General features: G+C 51.9%; 18 protein-coding genes. 5 read left to right on the top strand and 13 right to left on the bottom strand.

Annotated elements, in window-relative coordinates; all coding sequences use genetic code 11:
- Positions 1–17 precede the first annotated feature (17 nt).
- The 3 genes from ABEW73_RS17245 to ABEW73_RS17235 form a co-directional block, all read right to left on the bottom strand.
- Complete coding sequence (locus tag ABEW73_RS17245) at positions 18–1,349, bottom strand: D-arabinono-1,4-lactone oxidase (RefSeq protein WP_430166521.1); 1,332 nt, start codon at positions 1,347–1,349, stop codon at positions 18–20.
- Positions 1,346–2,533 (bottom strand): amino acid deaminase/aldolase, encoded by a 1,188-nt coding sequence (locus ABEW73_RS17240; protein ID WP_430166519.1) that lies wholly within the window; start codon positions 2,531–2,533, stop codon positions 1,346–1,348. Before ABEW73_RS17240 ends, ABEW73_RS17245 begins: the two co-directional genes overlap by 4 nt.
- A gap of 219 nt (positions 2,534–2,752) precedes the next feature.
- Complete coding sequence (locus tag ABEW73_RS17235) at positions 2,753–3,526, bottom strand: HAD-IIB family hydrolase (protein ID WP_430166517.1); 774 nt, start codon at positions 3,524–3,526, stop codon at positions 2,753–2,755.
- Between the two features lie 101 nt (positions 3,527–3,627).
- Here ABEW73_RS17235 and ABEW73_RS17230 point away from each other — a divergent pair, with 101 nt between their 5' ends.
- The 3 genes from ABEW73_RS17230 (at position 3,628) to ABEW73_RS17220 (ending at position 5,635) form a co-directional block, all read left to right on the top strand.
- Positions 3,628–4,326, top strand: a complete 699-nt coding sequence (locus tag ABEW73_RS17230; RefSeq protein WP_430166515.1) for a Crp/Fnr family transcriptional regulator — start codon at positions 3,628–3,630, stop codon at positions 4,324–4,326.
- An 80-nt stretch (positions 4,327–4,406) separates the two neighbouring features.
- Entirely contained in the window at positions 4,407–4,895 is a 489-nt protein-coding gene (locus ABEW73_RS17225; RefSeq protein ID WP_430166513.1) for an RNA polymerase sigma factor, read from the top strand.
- Positions 4,892–5,635: a zf-HC2 domain-containing protein gene (locus ABEW73_RS17220; protein ID WP_430166511.1), complete on the top strand. Its 744-nt coding sequence runs from the start codon at positions 4,892–4,894 to the stop codon at positions 5,633–5,635. The genes ABEW73_RS17225 and ABEW73_RS17220 overlap by 4 nt, the downstream gene beginning before the upstream one ends.
- A gap of 19 nt (positions 5,636–5,654) precedes the next feature.
- Here ABEW73_RS17220 and ABEW73_RS17215 read toward each other — a convergent pair whose 3' ends face one another.
- The 5 genes from ABEW73_RS17215 to ABEW73_RS17195 form a co-directional block, all read right to left on the bottom strand.
- Complete coding sequence (locus ABEW73_RS17215; RefSeq protein WP_430166509.1) at positions 5,655–6,089, bottom strand: hypothetical protein; 435 nt, start codon at positions 6,087–6,089, stop codon at positions 5,655–5,657.
- 105 nt (positions 6,090–6,194) lie between these two features.
- A complete protein-coding gene (locus ABEW73_RS17210) occupies positions 6,195–7,256 on the bottom strand; it encodes an LLM class flavin-dependent oxidoreductase (RefSeq protein WP_379413332.1) in 1,062 nt (353 codons plus the stop codon).
- Between the two features lie 265 nt (positions 7,257–7,521).
- A complete protein-coding gene (locus ABEW73_RS17205) occupies positions 7,522–8,031 on the bottom strand; it encodes an SRPBCC domain-containing protein (protein ID WP_430166507.1) in 510 nt (169 codons plus the stop codon).
- Positions 8,032–8,056: 25 nt separating this feature from the next.
- On the bottom strand, positions 8,057–8,392 hold the full coding sequence (locus ABEW73_RS17200) for an ArsR/SmtB family transcription factor (protein WP_430166505.1): 336 nt from the start codon (positions 8,390–8,392) through the stop codon (positions 8,057–8,059).
- 266 nt (positions 8,393–8,658) lie between these two features.
- A complete protein-coding gene (locus ABEW73_RS17195) occupies positions 8,659–9,015 on the bottom strand; it encodes a nucleotide excision repair endonuclease (RefSeq protein WP_430166503.1) in 357 nt (118 codons plus the stop codon).
- 161 nt (positions 9,016–9,176) lie between these two features.
- Between ABEW73_RS17195 and ABEW73_RS17190 the strand changes: the two genes are divergently transcribed.
- The gene (locus ABEW73_RS17190; protein WP_430166501.1) at positions 9,177–9,488 is read left to right on the top strand and encodes a hypothetical protein; all 312 of its coding nucleotides are present in this window, start codon (positions 9,177–9,179) and stop codon (positions 9,486–9,488) included.
- A 667-nt stretch (positions 9,489–10,155) separates the two neighbouring features.
- Positions 10,156–11,361 carry an MFS transporter gene (locus tag ABEW73_RS17185; RefSeq protein ID WP_076323725.1) on the top strand — a complete coding sequence of 402 codons (1,206 nt, stop codon included), beginning with the start codon at positions 10,156–10,158 and terminating at the stop codon, positions 11,359–11,361.
- Positions 11,362–11,487: 126 nt separating this feature from the next.
- Here the strand turns inward: ABEW73_RS17185 and greA are convergent, their stop codons facing one another.
- The 5 genes from greA to ABEW73_RS17160 form a co-directional block, all read right to left on the bottom strand.
- Positions 11,488–11,964 carry a transcription elongation factor GreA gene (gene greA, locus ABEW73_RS17180; RefSeq protein ID WP_076323724.1) on the bottom strand — a complete coding sequence of 159 codons (477 nt, stop codon included), beginning with the start codon at positions 11,962–11,964 and terminating at the stop codon, positions 11,488–11,490.
- Between the two features lie 419 nt (positions 11,965–12,383).
- Positions 12,384–13,553 carry a mannitol-1-phosphate 5-dehydrogenase gene (locus ABEW73_RS17175; RefSeq protein ID WP_430166499.1) on the bottom strand — a complete coding sequence of 390 codons (1,170 nt, stop codon included), beginning with the start codon at positions 13,551–13,553 and terminating at the stop codon, positions 12,384–12,386.
- Positions 13,550–13,990 carry a PTS sugar transporter subunit IIA gene (locus ABEW73_RS17170; protein WP_071220559.1) on the bottom strand — a complete coding sequence of 147 codons (441 nt, stop codon included), beginning with the start codon at positions 13,988–13,990 and terminating at the stop codon, positions 13,550–13,552. Before ABEW73_RS17170 ends, ABEW73_RS17175 begins: the two co-directional genes overlap by 4 nt.
- 16 nt (positions 13,991–14,006) lie before the next feature.
- Complete coding sequence (locus ABEW73_RS17165; RefSeq protein WP_430166497.1) at positions 14,007–16,076, bottom strand: BglG family transcription antiterminator; 2,070 nt, start codon at positions 16,074–16,076, stop codon at positions 14,007–14,009.
- Positions 16,077–16,150: 74 nt separating this feature from the next.
- On the bottom strand, positions 16,151–17,584 hold the full coding sequence (locus ABEW73_RS17160) for a PTS mannitol transporter subunit IICB (protein ID WP_430166495.1): 1,434 nt from the start codon (positions 17,582–17,584) through the stop codon (positions 16,151–16,153).
- Positions 17,585–17,739 lie beyond the last annotated feature (155 nt).

Genomic DNA, 17,739 nt, shown 5'->3' with positions numbered 1-17,739 from the left:
TCACTTTGATCGCAATCTTATCCTCTAGCCAACGAATCGGCGACGGGCCCGGATACATCGAACAGCCTGCCCATATAATCACTCAGCAGGATGCCATCCGGGTCCAGCTCTTCCCGAACCGCACGGAATGCTTCCCACATCGGATACAGCTCCTTCAATTGAGCAGCCTCGAGATTATGCATTTTTCCCCAATGCGGCCGGCCGCCATACCGGAGGAAGATGTGCTCCATCGCATGGAAGTAATCTTCATACGGCATGCCTTTGTACATATGAATTGCAATGTAAGCGGAATCTCGGCCATAAGCGGGGCTTAGCCATATATCATCGCCCTTGGCATAGCGGCATTCCACGGGGAAATGCACATGATACTTACCGCGGGACAGCTCTGCCCGCATGTCTTCAATAACCGCATTCATCGACTCCACCGGAATGTTATACTCCATTTCGTTGAAACGTACGAGCCGCTGGGTCGCAAACAGACGATGGCTGTAATTCACTTTACGCCCCAGCGGAACCTGCGACGCCGAGAAACGGCTGACATACGGACTTGCCTTTGGCACCTTGCGGCACAGCTCCGAGATGAGACCGAAAAGGGTATTCTCCACCAACACTTCACTGACATAATCCCTGATCCGATGTGCTGTCACTTCTTGATCCGTCTTATTCATCAGCTTGATCTGGCACGGCTCCGCATAAGGGAACCAATAAAATTCGAAATGACGGTTCTCTTCCGCTAATTGAGCCTGCTGCTTCAAGCATTCGTCGAGTGGTACTCTCCTGCTTTCATATTCGATTTTGTACGCTGGCTCCAGCCTCAACGTCACTTGCACGATAATGCCGAGTGTACCCAAGGAAACCTGCAACGCCTTGAACCCATCGGGGTGCGATTCCCTACTGCATTCCAGCACCTCGCCTGTGCCGGTCACCACCGTCAATCCAACAACTTGTGTTGATATATTCCCGAATGCCCGGCCCGTGCCATGCGTCCCCGTACTAATGGCTCCCGCAATGGATTGCACATCAATATCCCCTAAATTCTCCTGTGCTAACCCATGCTGGAACAGCAGCTCACCGAGCAGCTTCAGCTTCGTCCCCGCCCACACAGTAGCTGTTTTGGCTGCTGCGTTAACATGGACCAGTCCCTGCATGGCGTCCAGGGAGATCAGGCAGTCCTCAGATGCCGCAATGGGAGTAAAAGAATGTCCTGAGCCAACCACCCGCAGTCGTCTGCCCTCCTGCCTGCACATCTGAACCATCTTCACCACTTCCGGTATGGATGCAGGATACAGCACCGTTCTTGGATTCGCTCGTACTGATCCCGACCAATTGGACCATTGGACCTGCTTCATAGAAAACACTCCCCCATTCCACGGTAGGTGGCATATTCGCCCACGATACGGCCCTGCGACACTGCATACAGCACCTTGAACCGTTCGCACAGCTCCCCGGCCTTTGCATGACGGAAGAATACCGGATCTCCCAGGTCGAGCTGGACATGAGCAGGCAAGCGCAGCGGCGTTTGCACCTCACCGGCGCCCTCCAGCGAGAACAGCTCCAGTCCTTCAGGCAAATAGGGCTTCGCCAGCTTATCCTTATCCGCTGTTCCCGATGCCGTATATCCCCCACCCATGCAGGTCACGATCCCTGCCTTCGGTATGCGCACCACCTCTATGGCATAAGCTGCTGCCGGCTTATAACGGAACGAGGCGTAATGATCGAACAAACCCGGTGCATAGAAACCTGATCCGGCGGTGATCTCGGTTACCCACGCCTCCTTCCGGGAGCTGTCCAAACTTCCGGTTCCTCCTGCATTGACGAAGCGTAGCCGGATTTCCAGAGCGTTAAGCCGCTCCACAACTTCCTGCCTCCGTTTGGCAGCTTCGATGATGGAGCGGCTCTTCAGCCACCGGACCAAGGTATTCTTTACATATTTTCGGGCTGCATGATCACCCACGCCTGCCACCTGCGCCTCGTAACCCATGATGCCATCCAAGCGAAGCCAAGGGGAGCCGATAATCCGTTCTACAATGGGATACATGCCCTCCCAAGAATGGACGGGCGATCGCCATACACCAAAGTGGAGGCCGGGATAATGCACCGACATATCCAGATCAATGCATAACGGCATTACGGTACTCTGTTGTTTGGCGAACTGTTCGATGTGCTCGACATGCTCCACGCTGTCCACCATTAAGGTAATCGAGCGGCCTTCGCTAACCAGATTCACGATGGACCGAACCGCTTCCGACTGCCACTGCGGATAGCCAAGCAGCAAATCATCGAAGCCCTGTTCTGCCAGAAATACGGCTTCTGTTGCGGTATAACACATGATCCCTTGAAACATGGGATCCGAATCCAGGATACGATGCAGCACATCCACGGAGCGAATCGACTTGCTAGCCAGCCGTACCTTCTTGCCTCCTGCAGCCCGCGAAATCGCTCGTGCATTGTCATCCAGCATGTCCAGATCCACCAAGGCAAACGGCCTCGGGATTTCCGCGAACATCTCTTTATAGTACTCGTATGTCGACATCCCTTTATCAACACCTTCCCGTTTCCCCTCACGCCTATGCCACATGATATTCTCGAAGCCTGCGGATTATCCTTCTGCACACACCCATCCACACAAATAAAAAAAACCAGCCGGTGGTTGGCTGGACGAATTTATCGTATAGGAAATATCGTGCGTCTTACGTTTCTTGATCCGTGAAGTATGTTGAAACTCTATATATCCCGAAAGAGCCTATCGAACCTACACACTTGTCGCAGCATACTGACGCCCGAGCGCCTGCAGCCGTTCCGCAATCGCATGCTCAATATCGCGATCCAGCGGCAGTTGTTCCGAGGCGTAGGGTGCCAGCAGCGGATGATCACCAATCATTACCGCGTGCAGCGCATGCTGGAACATCGTGATATCATTGGCATCGTTGCCAAAGGCAACATACTCGCCCTCCTTCACGCCCAACTGCTGAAGCCCGCTCCATTTATGTATCCCCTTAGGGCTGATATCCAGCACATTTTCCCCACCATGCACGTGAACAACGACATCCAGCTGTCTCAGCCTCTCCTCTACTTCCGCCATATGGTCCGAGGTCAGCATCAATATTTTCACAACCGAAGTCAGCTCCTGGAGCGCCACGTTCTTAGCCAGCTTGTGCGGATCCAAATTTAGCAGAATCGGATGGTCCCCAGGACCGGTATAGGCATAGTCCCATTCTCCATCAATCAAATAGCTCACGTTATACGTTGTTAACAGCTGAAGAAGGCTCGGAAGCACCTCGCGGTCAAAGCCCGCCGTGCAGACCCGCTTTCCCTCTGCCGCTACCATCGAGCCGTTGCCTCCGATCATCGGGTAGTGATGAACACACTCATGAAGGACGGGAAGCAAGTCGCGAATCGGCCGGGCGGAAGCAAAAATAACCTCATGCCCTTGCGCCACCAGCTCCTCCAATGCCTTCAACAACTCGTTCGAAACCGGCTGCCCTTTAAAACAGATCGTTCCGTCCAGATCGAATACAAATTTCATGCCCTTGCCCTCCTGTATCTTCTCATTGCTCTTATCATAGCAGTTGATCGTATAATGAGAAGGACATTTGTCCAGGAGAGAAAGGAGCAACCCAAAGACCCATGAAACTACTTCATGATGCACTCTTGCTAAGAGCCAAGCTGGAGCAATTTCAATTCGAGAGCATGCTGGATCTGAGCAAGCCTGTGCCTTTTACATTGCAGCAATACGAGCCTGGCGAGATCATTCTGCATGAAGGCTTCGCCATGAATTCCCTTTTGTTCCTCGTGCAAGGAAAGATCAAGGTGACCTCCAGCATCGAAACCGGTAAATCGCTTCTTCTGCGCTTTGGCCATCCATTTTCCATCATCGGGGATATTGAATTGATTCGATGCGTCCCGGTCCAATCCCAGATTGAAGCCGTTAACGAATGCCTGTTCATCGGGCTGTCCTTTGACTATATTAAGCAACATGAAATGACGAACGCTCGCTTTACATCCACCTTGCTGGATCACCTGAGCTACAAGCTTCAGACGTGCACGACCGCTTCCCGCGTCAATCTGTTGGCATCCGTCGAGAACCGGTTTGCCAGCTACCTTATGTCCACCCTGTCGCCGGGGTCCAATCCTTCCTTCGGGATGGAGCTGAAGACCGACCATATCGGGGAGATTGCCAGCTTGCTTGGCACCACGCACCGACATTTAAACCGGGTGATGTTTGCCTTCGCCCAAAAGGGGATCCTGGATCGAAACGGCCAGACCATCCGCATTCTGGACTGGGATGCCATGGAGGCGGCATCGAATGGGATCCGCTATGAGTAGATCATCCGGCCGAAACTTTTTTCTCAAGTTCTTGTAACGAATCGGCTACGGCCCGGTCATATAGACAAGGAGGTGAATAGGTGACGGATTTGCACCAGATCTACCATCAGCACTTTCAAGACGTGTATCGGTTCCTGCTGTCGCTTAGCAGAGATGAGCATGTTGCGGAAGAACTCACACAGGAGACGTTCTTCAAAGCGCTGAAGCATATCGATTCGTTTCAAGGTACATGCAAACTAAGCGTTTGGCTCTGCCAAATCGCTAAACATACATACTTCTCTTATCTTGATAAGCAAAAGCGATATGAGCCGGCCTCGCAGGTCGAGCACAACAGCGGTCTGGATATCGCATGGCAAACCGTCGATAAAGCAGAGGCTTTCCGAATCCACCAGATTCTGCACTTGATGGACGAGCCGTATAAAGAGGTGTTCACGCTGCGGGTGTTCGGGGAGTTGTCTTTTGGCCAAATCAGCCAGCTGTTCGGGAAAACCGAGAGCTGGGCAAGAGTCACATTCTTTCGAGCCAAGCAAAAAATTCAAAGCCTGTACGAGGAGGAGAATCGACCGTGAGCCGTGTTTCATGTGATATTATTCAGGATTTGCTGCCCTTGTACTATGATGATGTGTGCAGCGCAGACACCAAGGCCCTGGTGGAAGAGCACCTATCGAATTGCCCGGATTGCCGGGAGGTGCTGAGCCATATGAACTCCCCTATGTCCTTGCCTGCCCAGGCAATCGAGCAAAATATGCAGGAGGGAGCCGGTTTGCAGCAAGTTGCCGCCCATTGGTCGCGGACCAAACGGATCTCGTTTATCAAAGGTTTATGGATCACTTGCCTAGCGGTTGGACTCCTGTTCCTGGTGTATGTGGGCCTGTTCAAATGGAACATCACCAGTGTGCCTACCCGTGTTATACAAGTATCCGATATCAGCCAACTGAGGGATGGGCGCATTGTCTATCATGTGAAGATGACCGACGGCTACAACGTTAACCAAGCTAGCATCGACTCGGATGCTGACGGAAATTTGTATATGACACCTAAGCGCCCCGTTATCAAATCCAAAAAGTTTGCGGATATGGGATTATCCAACATGTACTACTTCAATGATATTAAAGAGCGAAATGCCTATGAGAAGAGCTTTGGTGAAGGCGTTCAGATCAAGGCCCTTTATCTGGGGACGCCGGATGACCGGATTCTCATCTGGGAACAAGGCATGGATCTGCCTGCGGCAAGCGAGTCCGTCGAGTTGCAGTTTAAGAGTGATGAGGATGAAAACAAGAGACCGCCAGGGCAGCCATCCAGGCCCTGAAGCGGTCTCTTGTTGAACCTCAAACCGTCGTAACGGGTCTATGCAATAATCTCCTCTCGATCCAAGCATAGACCAAGCCGACCACCCCGAACAGAATAATCGCGGTGCTGACCTGGAGCTCATATTCCTGTATGAATCGAACCTCATAGGATTCATAGAACAGGAAAGCCCCAGCCCCGGCCCACATCACGGCATACAGCAGAGCATACAGGATGAGGGAAGCTCTAACCCGTCGAATCATGCCGATTAGCCACGATAACGGGAGCACGATCACCGGATATAGGATCGAGGATAGGAAGATCGGGATGATCACCAACACCAGACCCATATTACGAAGGCCATAATATTCCGTCGTTGCAATCTTATAGCCTTCGATATACTCCAAACCTACGATCGCACCGGTAAACATCAATATAAATACGAACCACAGCACAAAATATTTAGCAACCCGCAAGATGTACCCCACCTTGTCCGTTTATGTCATAAACGGTAGGGTCCGGAAAAAGGTTACATTTAATTTAATTTAATTTAATTTCATCTCAATAAAAGTGCTGCCAGCTTACTCCGCAGGTTCACCAGCCGCTTCCCAGCGGTCGATTTCCTTGCGCACCCGAGGGGCGACTTCGGTTCCCAGCAGTTCAATGGCTCGCATGACTTCATCATGAGGCATCGTTCCCACCGGCACATGCAGCATGAAGCGGGTAATGCCCACATGCTTGCGCAGGTGAATGATTTTTTGGGCGACCGTCTCCGGGTCTCCCACATAGAGCGCACCTTCGAAGCTCCGAGCCGCATCGAATCTTGCGCGGTCATAGTATCCCCAACCCCGCTCCCGTCCCAATACATTCATGCTGGCTTGGGTGGATGGGAAGAACTTGTCCGCTGCCATCTCCGTATCTTCCGCAATAAATCCATGGGAATGGGAGCCGATTGGCAGCTTCGATACATCATGACCCGCATGCGCGGCCGCTTCTTTATACAGCTTAACCAGCGGTGCGAACTGCAGGGGACTCCCGCCGATAATCGCCAATACTAGCGGCAGACCGAGCAGGCCTGCGCGCACGACCGATTCCGAATTGCCTCCGCTGCCAATCCATACCGGCAGCGGGTTCTGAACCGGGCGCGGATAGACGCCTAAGTTATGAATCGCCGGACGATGCCCGCCTTGCCAGGTCACTTTTTCCGACTCGCGGATTTTGAGCAGCAGCTCCAGCTTCTCCTCGAACAGCTCATCATAATGGCTCAGATCATAGCCGAATAACGGGAACGATTCAATGAACGAACCTCTGCCCGCCATAATCTCGGCACGCCCGTTCGAGATGGCATCCAAGGTGGCGAAATCCTGAAACACCCGCACCGGATCAGCGGAGGACAGTACCGTAACCGCACTCGTCAGCCGAATCCACTTTGTCTGCGACGCAGCCGCAGCGAGCACGACCGCCGGCGAAGATGCCGCATAATCCTTACGGTGATGCTCGCCTACCCCGTACACATCCAATCCCACCTGATCAGCCAGGACGATTTCCTCAACAACCTCGCGCAGTCGCTGCGCATGGCTCATCACTTCGCCTGTGGTCACATCCGGCCAAGTCTCGACGAACGAGCTAACTCCAATCTCCATCATGATTTCCTCCTATTATGCTTTGCCGCAGGGCAGAACCGTAGGCAAAAGGTTGTCGTTGTTTCATGCCTTAGGGCAGTCAACATCGTTATCTATCATTCAATTATCTTTATATTGAACTTTTAGTTTGGATTTTTCAAGTTACAAGTTAACTGATAACGTAAATCCTGCGGATCAATGGAGATAAGGAATTCAAAAATAGCCGGAATCCATAGGGATTCCAGCCATTCATGATATCGTTTAACGCTGATTATACAAAGGAGGCTTATTGCTTTGCTGCCAAGTATTCCTCCAGGCGATCCCAAGTTTGGGTAATGCCTTCTTCCATTCCCATATCCAGCACGGTTTTGAGAGCCTCCGGAGAATCGTACACTGCCCGGCTGATCAGCTTGGTCTTTCCATCCTGCTCCTCGAATGACATTGTAACCGTTGTTGCGGGCATTCCCTTCGCAATATTGCCTTCTGCATCCGAGAAATAGTCGATGTAGACAATTTTCTCAGGCTCCTCAATTTCTTGGTAGACCGATTTACCCCAGGATTCCATGCCGTAGAAATCCCCCTGATTCTTATCCAAACACTTCATGCAGTAATGCCACGAGCCGCCCGGACGGAAATCCATCTTGGATACAGTAACCTCCCATCCGCGAGGCCCCCACCACTGCTTCAAATGCTCTCCATCCGTAAACACCTTGTATACCAGCTCCCTAGGTGCGTTAAACACACGTTCCAATACAAGTACTTCCCCTTCAACCCGCGTAATCATTTGGTTTGTCATGATCTGTTCCTCCTCATATTAGGTGTTAATCCTGCTTCTTATCTTTTCCTTCCAATTGCAGTTTCTCCAAGTAGTTATCCAAGTTGTCGAAGCGCTCGTTCCATATGCTTCGGTAATTATGGAGCCAATGGTCCAGTTCTACAAACGGCTCCGACCGCAACATGTAGTTCCGCCGGTTCGCCTCCGCCCTTACCTCTACCAGCCCGGCTTCCAGAAGCACCTTCAGATGCTTGGAGGCTTGTGGCTGCCGAATGTCAAGACGTTCAGCGATTTCCCCTACCGTTAAAGGCCCCTTCAGCAGGAGATCCACAATACGAAAACGGTTCGGTTCGGCTAAAGCGTTAAATGTTGTTAGTTCCATCTTGTTGTGATGACTGGTACAGACCCGCTGCTATTGCGTGTACGGTATTGTCTGTTCTCTCTGTCCATGCCACCATCATCACCTCTTTTTTGCTGATTTAATGGTGTGCCGTACTTCATGATTACAATATACCACGACAGGAATATTCCTGTAAAGGAATATTTAAATTTATTTTGATTTTTTATCACAATACCAAAAAAGCAATAAACGCGGGTCTTTACTCCGGCCACGTCTATTGCTTCTTGTCATTTGATCCTTCGTATTCCTTACTTAAAGAACACCTTGTCTACATTATATTTAGACTTGAATTCATTAATGATGTAAGTCTCATAGATCTCTCTATGAACAGCGTCTTCAATGACGCAGACCTCGATTCTTGTAACCTCATTCCGATGCTCCTTGATCGGAGAGACGCTATCTTCAAAATGCTTCTTGATCCGAGGTCTTAGCTTTCTTGCTTTACCAACAAACAGGAGTTCCTCCTTGCTGTTGTAGAACATGAAGATCCCGCCCCGATCTCTTGGAATCAGGTGAAAATCCGTAAATCCGTAAATGTGGCTCAACTCCGGAGCAGCCTGCTTGGTAATGGTAACGTCCACCTTGGGTATGGTTATATTGATCACGACTAACGCTCACTTCCTCAATTCATATATTGATCTAAATCGTATCACTAAACTGCTTATTTGCCCATGCGGGAATTCATGAGCACCCCTCAGCACCCTTCTCTAGGCATCTGCATAGGATGGAACTAGGTATGACTAATAACGATGGGGGTCTTTTTTATATGAGCATTCAATATCCCGGACACCAGGAACAAACCTTATATCAAGCTGAACCCAGCATGAGGCACAGCATCAAATCGGTTCGCGATCATATTCACCATCTATGCAAGCAGCATGCGAATCAACTGGTTCGCGTCGAAACGCTCGACGGCGATGTTTTTGAAGGGACCATCATGCATTGCGAGAAAGGGATTCTGTACTTGAGCATGCCCGGATACGGAAACCAGCGCGGCTTCGGTCCCAGTTACTATAACAATGTCATCCTGCCACTTGTCCTCTTCGAATTGCTTGTCATCACCTTGCTTTACATCTAGAAGAAGGGCTCTGCTCACATTGTTATTCGGCAGCCTCCCGCGCACTTCCAAACCTAATAACCCGATTAAGGAGTGAATCCATTATGGCATTTATGCCGCCGCAAGGACCCCAGGGACCGCAGCAAGGGCCCTCATCCCCGCCTCCAACATCTGTCCCCCAACAGCCTGTGACCAGTACCTTCGCAGTTGATCCTGGGGCGATCAGGGGCTGTTTGTTCAGAAATACCTATATTTGGCCGACACATGGACCCGGCTTCTGGTTTTACCCGACTTTTGTTGGCCGCACCTCGGTTGCCGGCTTCCGATGGACGGGAAGAATGTGGGTATATTCAGGGCTTGACTTAAGAAGCATCGAGTCGTTCACCTGTTTCTGAACCCCTTAACTCGAAAGGATGGATCCACAAGGGGCCGATAGATGCCCCCCAAAATCCTCCCGGTCGTGAGGAGAGTGCCCTCAGGGCGCTCTCAAGCCGTTACATAGCGGGCAAGCTCCCGTACTCCTAGTAGAATCATTACCTTATCAGCGTGTCCATTTTTCCAAAAAATAAAGTTCTTGATTATCAACCGTCAACGATAAATAATATGTAACAGTCCCTCTTTTAAAACCGATAATGGAGATTGGGATTATATCTTTAACTTACACAGCAGAAAGGTTGACTTGAACACCATGGATATATCGCAACACGCCACTGGGAAAAAGGGCGCCAAAGAGCCCTTTCCTATCTCTATACTGTCCCTCACCGTTGGTGCTTTTGCTATTGGCATGACGGAATTCGTCATCATGGGAATACTCCCCAATGTTGCGGATGATCTGAATGTCAGCATTGCCTCGGCCGGGCAGCTCATTACGATGTACGCCCTCGGGGTAGCTGTAGGAGCCCCTATTCTAACCGTTCTAACCCACCAAATACCGCAGAAAAAGCTGCTCCTGCTGCTTATGGGCCTGTTTATTCTGGGTAACGGCATTTCGGTCTTCGCTCCGAGCTATGCCGTTCTGATGGGTGCCCGAATGCTGACCGCGCTGACGCACGGGACTTTCTTCGGTGTAGGAGCCGTCATCGCTTCGAACCTGGTGCGACCGGACAAGCGTGCCGGGGCGGTGTCCATCATGATGGCCGGATTAACGATAGCCAATATCATCGGGGTTCCGATTGGCACCTTCATCGGCCAGACGATGGGCTGGCGTGCTTCATTTGCCGCGATTGCCGTTATGGGGGTATTGGCATTGATTGGCATCCTGATTTTCATTCCGAAGCTACGGCAGGAACAAGCTTCAAGCATCGTTCAGCAAATTACAGCACTCATTAGACCACAACTCCTTCTATTCCTGCTGATCGGGGCGCTTGGCAACGCTGGCCTGTTCGCCGTCTTCACTTATATTGCGCCGCTGCTGATTGAGATCACCGGCTTTGCCGAACCAAGCGTCACCTGGATTCTGATCCTGTTCGGTATCGGCGTAACCGCCGGTAATATCGTGGGCGGAAGGCTGGCCGACTGGAAGCTGCTGCCCTCCATTCTGGGCGTTTACTTTGCGACGGCCGTCATTCTTACTATTCTCACCGTGACCATCCATAACCCGGTCACGGCCGTGCTGACCATCGTGCTGTGGGGAGCTGCCTCTTTCGCCGTCATGCCGGGCATGCAGGTGCGCGTAATGAGTCTTGCCCAATCCGCTCCAGCGCTAGCCTCCACGGCAACCCACTCTGCGGGCAATCTCGGAAATGCAGCGGGGGCCTTTATCGGAGGTTTGGTCATTACGCATCTAAGCTTAACCGCCCTGCCTTGGGTGGGCGCTGGACTGGTGGGACTAGCCTTCATTCTGGGTGCAGCCTGCTATATGTATGAGCGCAAGGCCGTAACGGCTAATGCTTGATCTGCTCCATTAGATATGAAACTCTCGCCTGCCATATAAGAGGCACGAACCATGTTGAAAAGGCGTAACCGGACATCGTGCTTCCGGTTACGCCTTTGATTTATATATTCGTTGATCTCTCTGCGATTACAGGGCTTTGATCTCCAGCAGCTCATACTTGACGATACCCATCGGCGCTTCCACGTTGACTTGATCGCCAACCGCTTTGCCCATCAATGCTTTGCCAAGCGGACTCTCATAGGAGACTTTATTGTTCAATACGTCGGCTTCTGCCGGTCCTACGACCTGATATTCAAGCTTCTCTGCAAACTCGATGTCGTTCAGGACGACATTCGAACCAACATTCACCGTTTTCGAGCTTACATGCTTGGCGTCGACAATCCGGGCATTGTTGAGTGTTTTTTCCAGGATGATGATGCGCGTTTCCATAAACGCTTGGTCGTTCTTGGCCGAGTGGTACTCGCTGTTCTCCTTCAAGTCACCATAGCTGATCGCGAGCTTGATCCGTTCCGCTAACTCTTTGCGTTTTACATACTTGAGGTCATCAAGTTCTTCCTGGAGTTTATCATAGCCCTCCTGGGTCAAGATCAGTTCTTCTGCCATGTTCATCACATCCACTTTTTAATTTCTTACTTCTAGTGTACTCTTTATTTCGAAAATAAGCGAAAACTTTCTGAAAATCGATGGATGGAATATTTGGAATTTAAATCCAATGGCAGGATTGCCACTACCAAGATTGAACCACTTGGACAGCTATACATGAAGGATTATTTTGAACAAATGAGGATCGTTGTATCCCCCGTAGAACACGCCGAAAAGAAAATGTACATTGCAGCCCCGGCAACCCCCTAAAGGAAGCGAACCGTATTCTGAAGTACGCGAGATAAGAGAGCACGGTCTCCTCCTTATGCATATAGCCCCTGATTTCTCCGCAAGGAGAACCAGGGGCTATATAAAATAGATGGAATGCCGTGGCCTATCGGAACCTCCATCCGCCTGCTATTGGATTCATTTCCAATACCTTACGAACTCGCTTCGATATCAGCCTTCAATGCTTCATACTGCTCCATCAGCTCGCCCATAATCGGATGCTCACCGGCAATGCCGGTATATTGGGAGGCCGTGTCGCTTGCACCGATATCCCGAACGGATGCTTGCAGCTCCACGCTTTCCGGATCTTCCGGAACATCGAACATCAGGGCCGCTGCCATGGATTTCGCCAAGCTCTTATACGCAAGCCCTCTTTCGAATGCCAGCATGGCTGGCGACACCAGGCGGTCGCCCGGGGACAGTTTCCGGATCGGGGAGCGGCCTACGCGGGACACCTCATCGGTCAGCGCCGGGTTACGGAACCGCTCCAGGATGGTATCGATATAGGCTCCATGCTCGGAAGGATTGAAGCCGTGTTTATGCACGAGCGCAGCCCCCGTCTCCTCGAGTACAGCGCGGACATGACTCGCTACCTCTTCATCCTTCATGGCATCCTGAATGGTCTCGTAGCCTTTCAGAAAGCCTACATATGCTGCCGAGCAGTGTCCGGTATTCACCGTGAACAGCTTGCGTTCAATATACGGCTCCAGGCGATCCACATAGTGAATGCCTTCCACAGGGACATAGTCCTTAAACATCTGGGAGCGGTCCACCGCCCACTCATAGAACGGCTCCACCACGACCTTCAGACGGTCCTCATGCTGCTGCAGCGGCACAATCCGGTCTACGGCCGCATCCGGGAATGCCACGCGCTGATCGGCCTTCTGCTTCGTCTCGTCATCAAGCTTCCCGTAGACATGCTCTTTCAGCTGCGTGCTGCCACCGATAGCATTCTCGCATGCAATAATATGAAGAGGTGCAGCAGACTCCACTTGCAGCCGAAGCTTCAGCCCCTCGGCAATGGTGCCGGCGATGAACTTCAGAATGTTCACACCTACCGCTGTTGTCACGAGATCCGCTTCCGCTACTGCACGTGCGGCAGCTTCAGGCTCCAAGGCGCTGCTCAGTGCCGTGATGCCTTTAACGATCGTGGTCTCCTGTCCTTCGCTGGCCAAGGTTACGGGATACTCCCCGCGTGCTTTCAGCTCCGATACCAACTCTTCGTTCACGTCGATAAAACAAACCTCATAACCGGCTTGTGACAGCAAGAGCCCTATAAAACCGCGCCCGATGTTGCCTGCTCCGAAATGGACTGCTTTCATGCGCCCATTCCTCCTTCGAAGATCGCCAGAATCTCCTCTTCACTGGAAGCGTTCATGACCTTCTCAATGCTCTCGTCATCCGTGAAGATCATGGCCACATTCGTCAGAATCTCCATGTGGTCACCACCGGCAGCCGCGATACCAATGACAATAAACGCCGGCTCATCTCCTCCGAAATCTACGCCTTCCGGGAAGCGGACGATGGACAAGCCCGTGGAAATCACCATGCCTTTAGCCTCTTTGGTGCCGTGGGGAATCGCGAGTCCTCCGCCCATATAAGTGGACGCAATCTCTTCGCGTTCCAGCATTTTATCCACGTAATCCTCGGATACATGGCCTGCCTGCACAAGCAGATTCCCCGCCATGCGGATGGCTTCGCTCTTGCTGTCAGCCTTTGCGTTCAGTACGACTTTATCTTTGGACAGTATGTTACTCATGTTGGTCTCCCTCTTTCTATGGTCTGTGATTGAAAAAATGCTGAAGCTCTTCCGCCAAATAGGAGCGGATTTCTTCCTCGCTGCCCCGCTCCATCAGCTCAATCAGCTCGGAGTGAAGCAGCATGGCGCTGATTTCACTGAGCACCTCCAAGCTCTCCTTCGGAAGCTGCTTCGGCGCCAGCATCAGCAGTATGACACCCGCCTCCGCCCCGTCCTCCAGCGGCGCTGCATGCGCCAGCCGGAACAAGGTTAGAGACGGCCAGGTAATATAGCGGCTGCGCGTATGGAACAAGGCCAGCGTCGTGTCTGGAATGAGCTGGGTGCCCATTCGTTCGCGCTCAAGCAAACGCTCCTTCACCTTCTCCGCATCACGGACAGCCCCGCGCTCAACCACCCTAACCAAGGCTTCGCTCAAGGTGCCCTGCAAATCATCCTGCCGATTATCCAGGTGGTACACATGAAAGCCATCCAGAAGCGATACAATCTCGTTCATCAGGGCAGCCTGCATGCGCAGACGCTCGAATGATGCGACCTTACGCTCTTCCTCGATTCGCTTATCGCCAGCCATGCCTGCGGCCGGCTTCAATGATGTGCTCTGGATAAATTGCAGCAAGGCCTCTTTATCATCCGCCGTGAGCAGCGGACTTAATCTCACATACCGATCCTTCGACAGCGGAAGATCAATGGTCGATATGATGAGATCATATTGCTCCTTCGGTATCCGGGCCGCTTCATACCACGAGACGTTGCCGAGCACCTCAATCTGCGGCATCTCCTTATTCAGTCGTGTCCCGAGAAGCCTCGAGGAGCTAAGGCCGCTGGAACATACCAGAATGGCTTTCAGATGATGTCCCAGCTGGTTCAGCCGTTCGCTGGATGCACCGAAATGCATAACCAGAAACCCGATTTCTTCATCCGGGACGGTTATGTCCAGCTTCATTTCATCGACCGAACGACGGACGATTCCGAACAGCTCCTCATAATCCTTCCGAATCGGGCTCAGCAAGGGATTACGGATCCGGGTCCCTTCCCGAATCCGTTTCATGGCAGCCCCGATGTGCTCCACCAGACCTGCCCGCAGCGTGCGGTCTTCCTGGAACGGAATGCCGGTACGCCCCTGAACCCGTTCGATCAGACGCTGGGCGATCTCCACCATCTCCACGTCCGTGTGAGCCAGTTCGCTGACCTCGGACATGTCTTTCGCTGATTCGAATAACTGAGCTATATATTTCATTTCAGGATCGTGAAAATCAATCTTTAAGGTTTGGCCTAGGCGACTCGCGAAATCCTTTGCCTCCTCCTCTGACGCCGAGGATTGACCATATCCCGTCATATCCGCTGTCTCTATGCTCCGTCCCTGCTTGATCCTGTTTACGGAAACCGATAACGCTATGAGCATCGCAGTATATGCACCTTCGCTAAGGCTCTCCGTCCAATCCCAGTTCATATCCCATAAACATTTCTCTACATCCAGCAGCACCGGTTTATCGATCATGGACAGTAAACGGGCGGTCACCGGCTCGCTTTGATCACGATATCCATCCCCGACAAGATCTGAATAATCCAGATATTCCTCGACAAGCCGACAAATCGCCGATCGCCTTACGCCTTCCGAGCCTTCAATCTCGATACCGTAACCTCTGCGGCGGATAAGGTTAAGCTTGAACCTCTTCATTAAGGGCTCCAACTCATCCAGATCATTGCTGACGGTAGGCACTGTCACCTTCAGACTGTGAGCCAGGGCAAACAGTTTGATGGGTTCATCAGCCTCAAGCAAAGCACATAACATGAGGATTTTGCGCTCTTCCACGGAATAATCGGCCGGCTTACCCTCAAGCAGGCGTTTCCGCAGCTGGGCGATACCCTCAGTCGTCTCTCCTTCCAGCCGGATGCCCGTTCCCGACTTTTTATGAAGAAGAACGCCCGTACCCTGCAGTTCCTTCTCAATCTCCTCCAATTCCCGGTGAACCGTCCTGACGCTGACCCCGACCTCAGCGGCTATTTCTGCAGCCGTCATGCCCTCGTTCCTGCTCAACAGGAGCAGAAGGATTTGTCGCTGGCGGGCAGTGATGTGTCCCAGACGCATGGCCCCCTTCTTCATGAAATGAAAGACAACGCCGGCGTTACTACGCCAGCGTGTCATATGGTTTTAGGCTTATGTTAGTCTTTGAGTCGTTCCACCAGCTCATCATATCTCGGACTCTTCAAGAAGTTGTCGATGGAGATATGCTCCGCATTCGGATTCTTGGCGATGGCCCGCTCGGTGAGTGTCTTCTGGGTGATGACGATATCCGCGTCATCCGGTATTTCACTTACAGCCGAGTTCACAACGGTAATGTTGACACCCGCTTGCTGCAGTTTCTTTCTAAGCACTGAAGCGCCCATTGCGCTGGAGCCCATGCCGGCATCGCAAGCAAACACGATTTTGTTCACATTGTCTTTGTCCAGATTGGCAACAGCCGCAGAAGCAGGAGCCACTTGGTCGTTCATGCCGCCGGTTTTCATTTCCTTCATTTTGGCGGATGCTTCTTCGAGATTCGGCTCTTCTTCTGTTTGCTTACCCGTTTTGAGCAGCAATGCCGCTACCGCAAAGGATACAACCGCTGCGGCAAGAACACCAGCCAGCACAGGAATCAGGCCGCCCTTAGGCGCCATAGCGATGAAAGCAAAGATACTGCCCGGGGACGCGGGGCCTACCAATCCGGCTCCAAAGATCTGGAAGGTGAAGGTTCCGGCAACACCGCCAGCAATCGCGGCCAGAATCAGAACTGGCTTCATCAGAATGTATGGGAAGTAAATCTCATGAATACCGCCCAGGAAGTGAATCACAACCGCGCCCGGCGCGGAAGATTTGGCAGAGCCGCGTCCGAAGATCCAGTAGGCAAGCAGAATCCCGAGACCAGGACCCGGATTGGATTCCAGCATATACAGAACAGATTGACCGATACGTGCCGATTCCTCTGTTGCGATTGGACTGAAAATCCCGTGGTTGATTGCATTGTTAAGGAACAGCACCTTCGCCGGCTCAATGATAATGTTAACGAGCGGCAGCAGGTTGGCATTGACCAGTACGTCAACACCGGCTGACAGTGCGTGGGTAATACCCTGTACCAGCGGCCCGATTCCGGTGTAAGCCACCAGGGTCAGCGCGCCCCCGATAATACCGAGCGAGAAGTTGTTGACCAGCATTTCGAAGCCGGATTTGATTTTGCCGTCAATCAGCTTGTCGAATTGCTTCAATACCCAAGCTGCAATCGGACCGACAATCATGGCGCCGAGGAACATCGGGATATCCGCTCCGACAATGACGCCGACCGTAGCAACCGCACCGATAACCGCACCGCGTTTGCCATGAATCATCTGTCCGCCCGTGTAACCGATCAAGAGCGGGAGCAGATACGTGATCATCGGGCCAACCAATTCCCCGAGCTTCTCGTTAGGGAACCAGCCGGTCGGGATGAACAGAGCCGTAATCAGACCCCAAGCGATGAACGCCCCGATATTCGGCATCACCATGCCGCTAAGGAGACGGCCGAGCTGCTGTACCCTTACGCGAATGCCTTTGGAAGCGTTTGTATTTGTCTCGTTGGACATCGTATAGACCTCCTAGTCATATTTGAAAATAAAACGGAATGTTGTTGTGTCGCTTTCATCTGACATCTCTATGTTAAGTCAGCCCGGCAAAAGGCTCAACGAAAGGAAAAGCGGGTTTCGTCAAGAATATTGTTGACAACTTTTAAAAGGATCAT

Origin of the sequence: Paenibacillus lautus (genome assembly GCF_050482385.1) — a bacterium.
GTDB lineage: Bacteria > Bacillota > Bacilli > Paenibacillales > Paenibacillaceae > Paenibacillus_AQ > Paenibacillus_AQ lautus_B.
The sequence above is the reverse complement of the archived record's forward strand: the minus strand, read 5'-3'. Positions and strand labels throughout refer to the sequence as shown.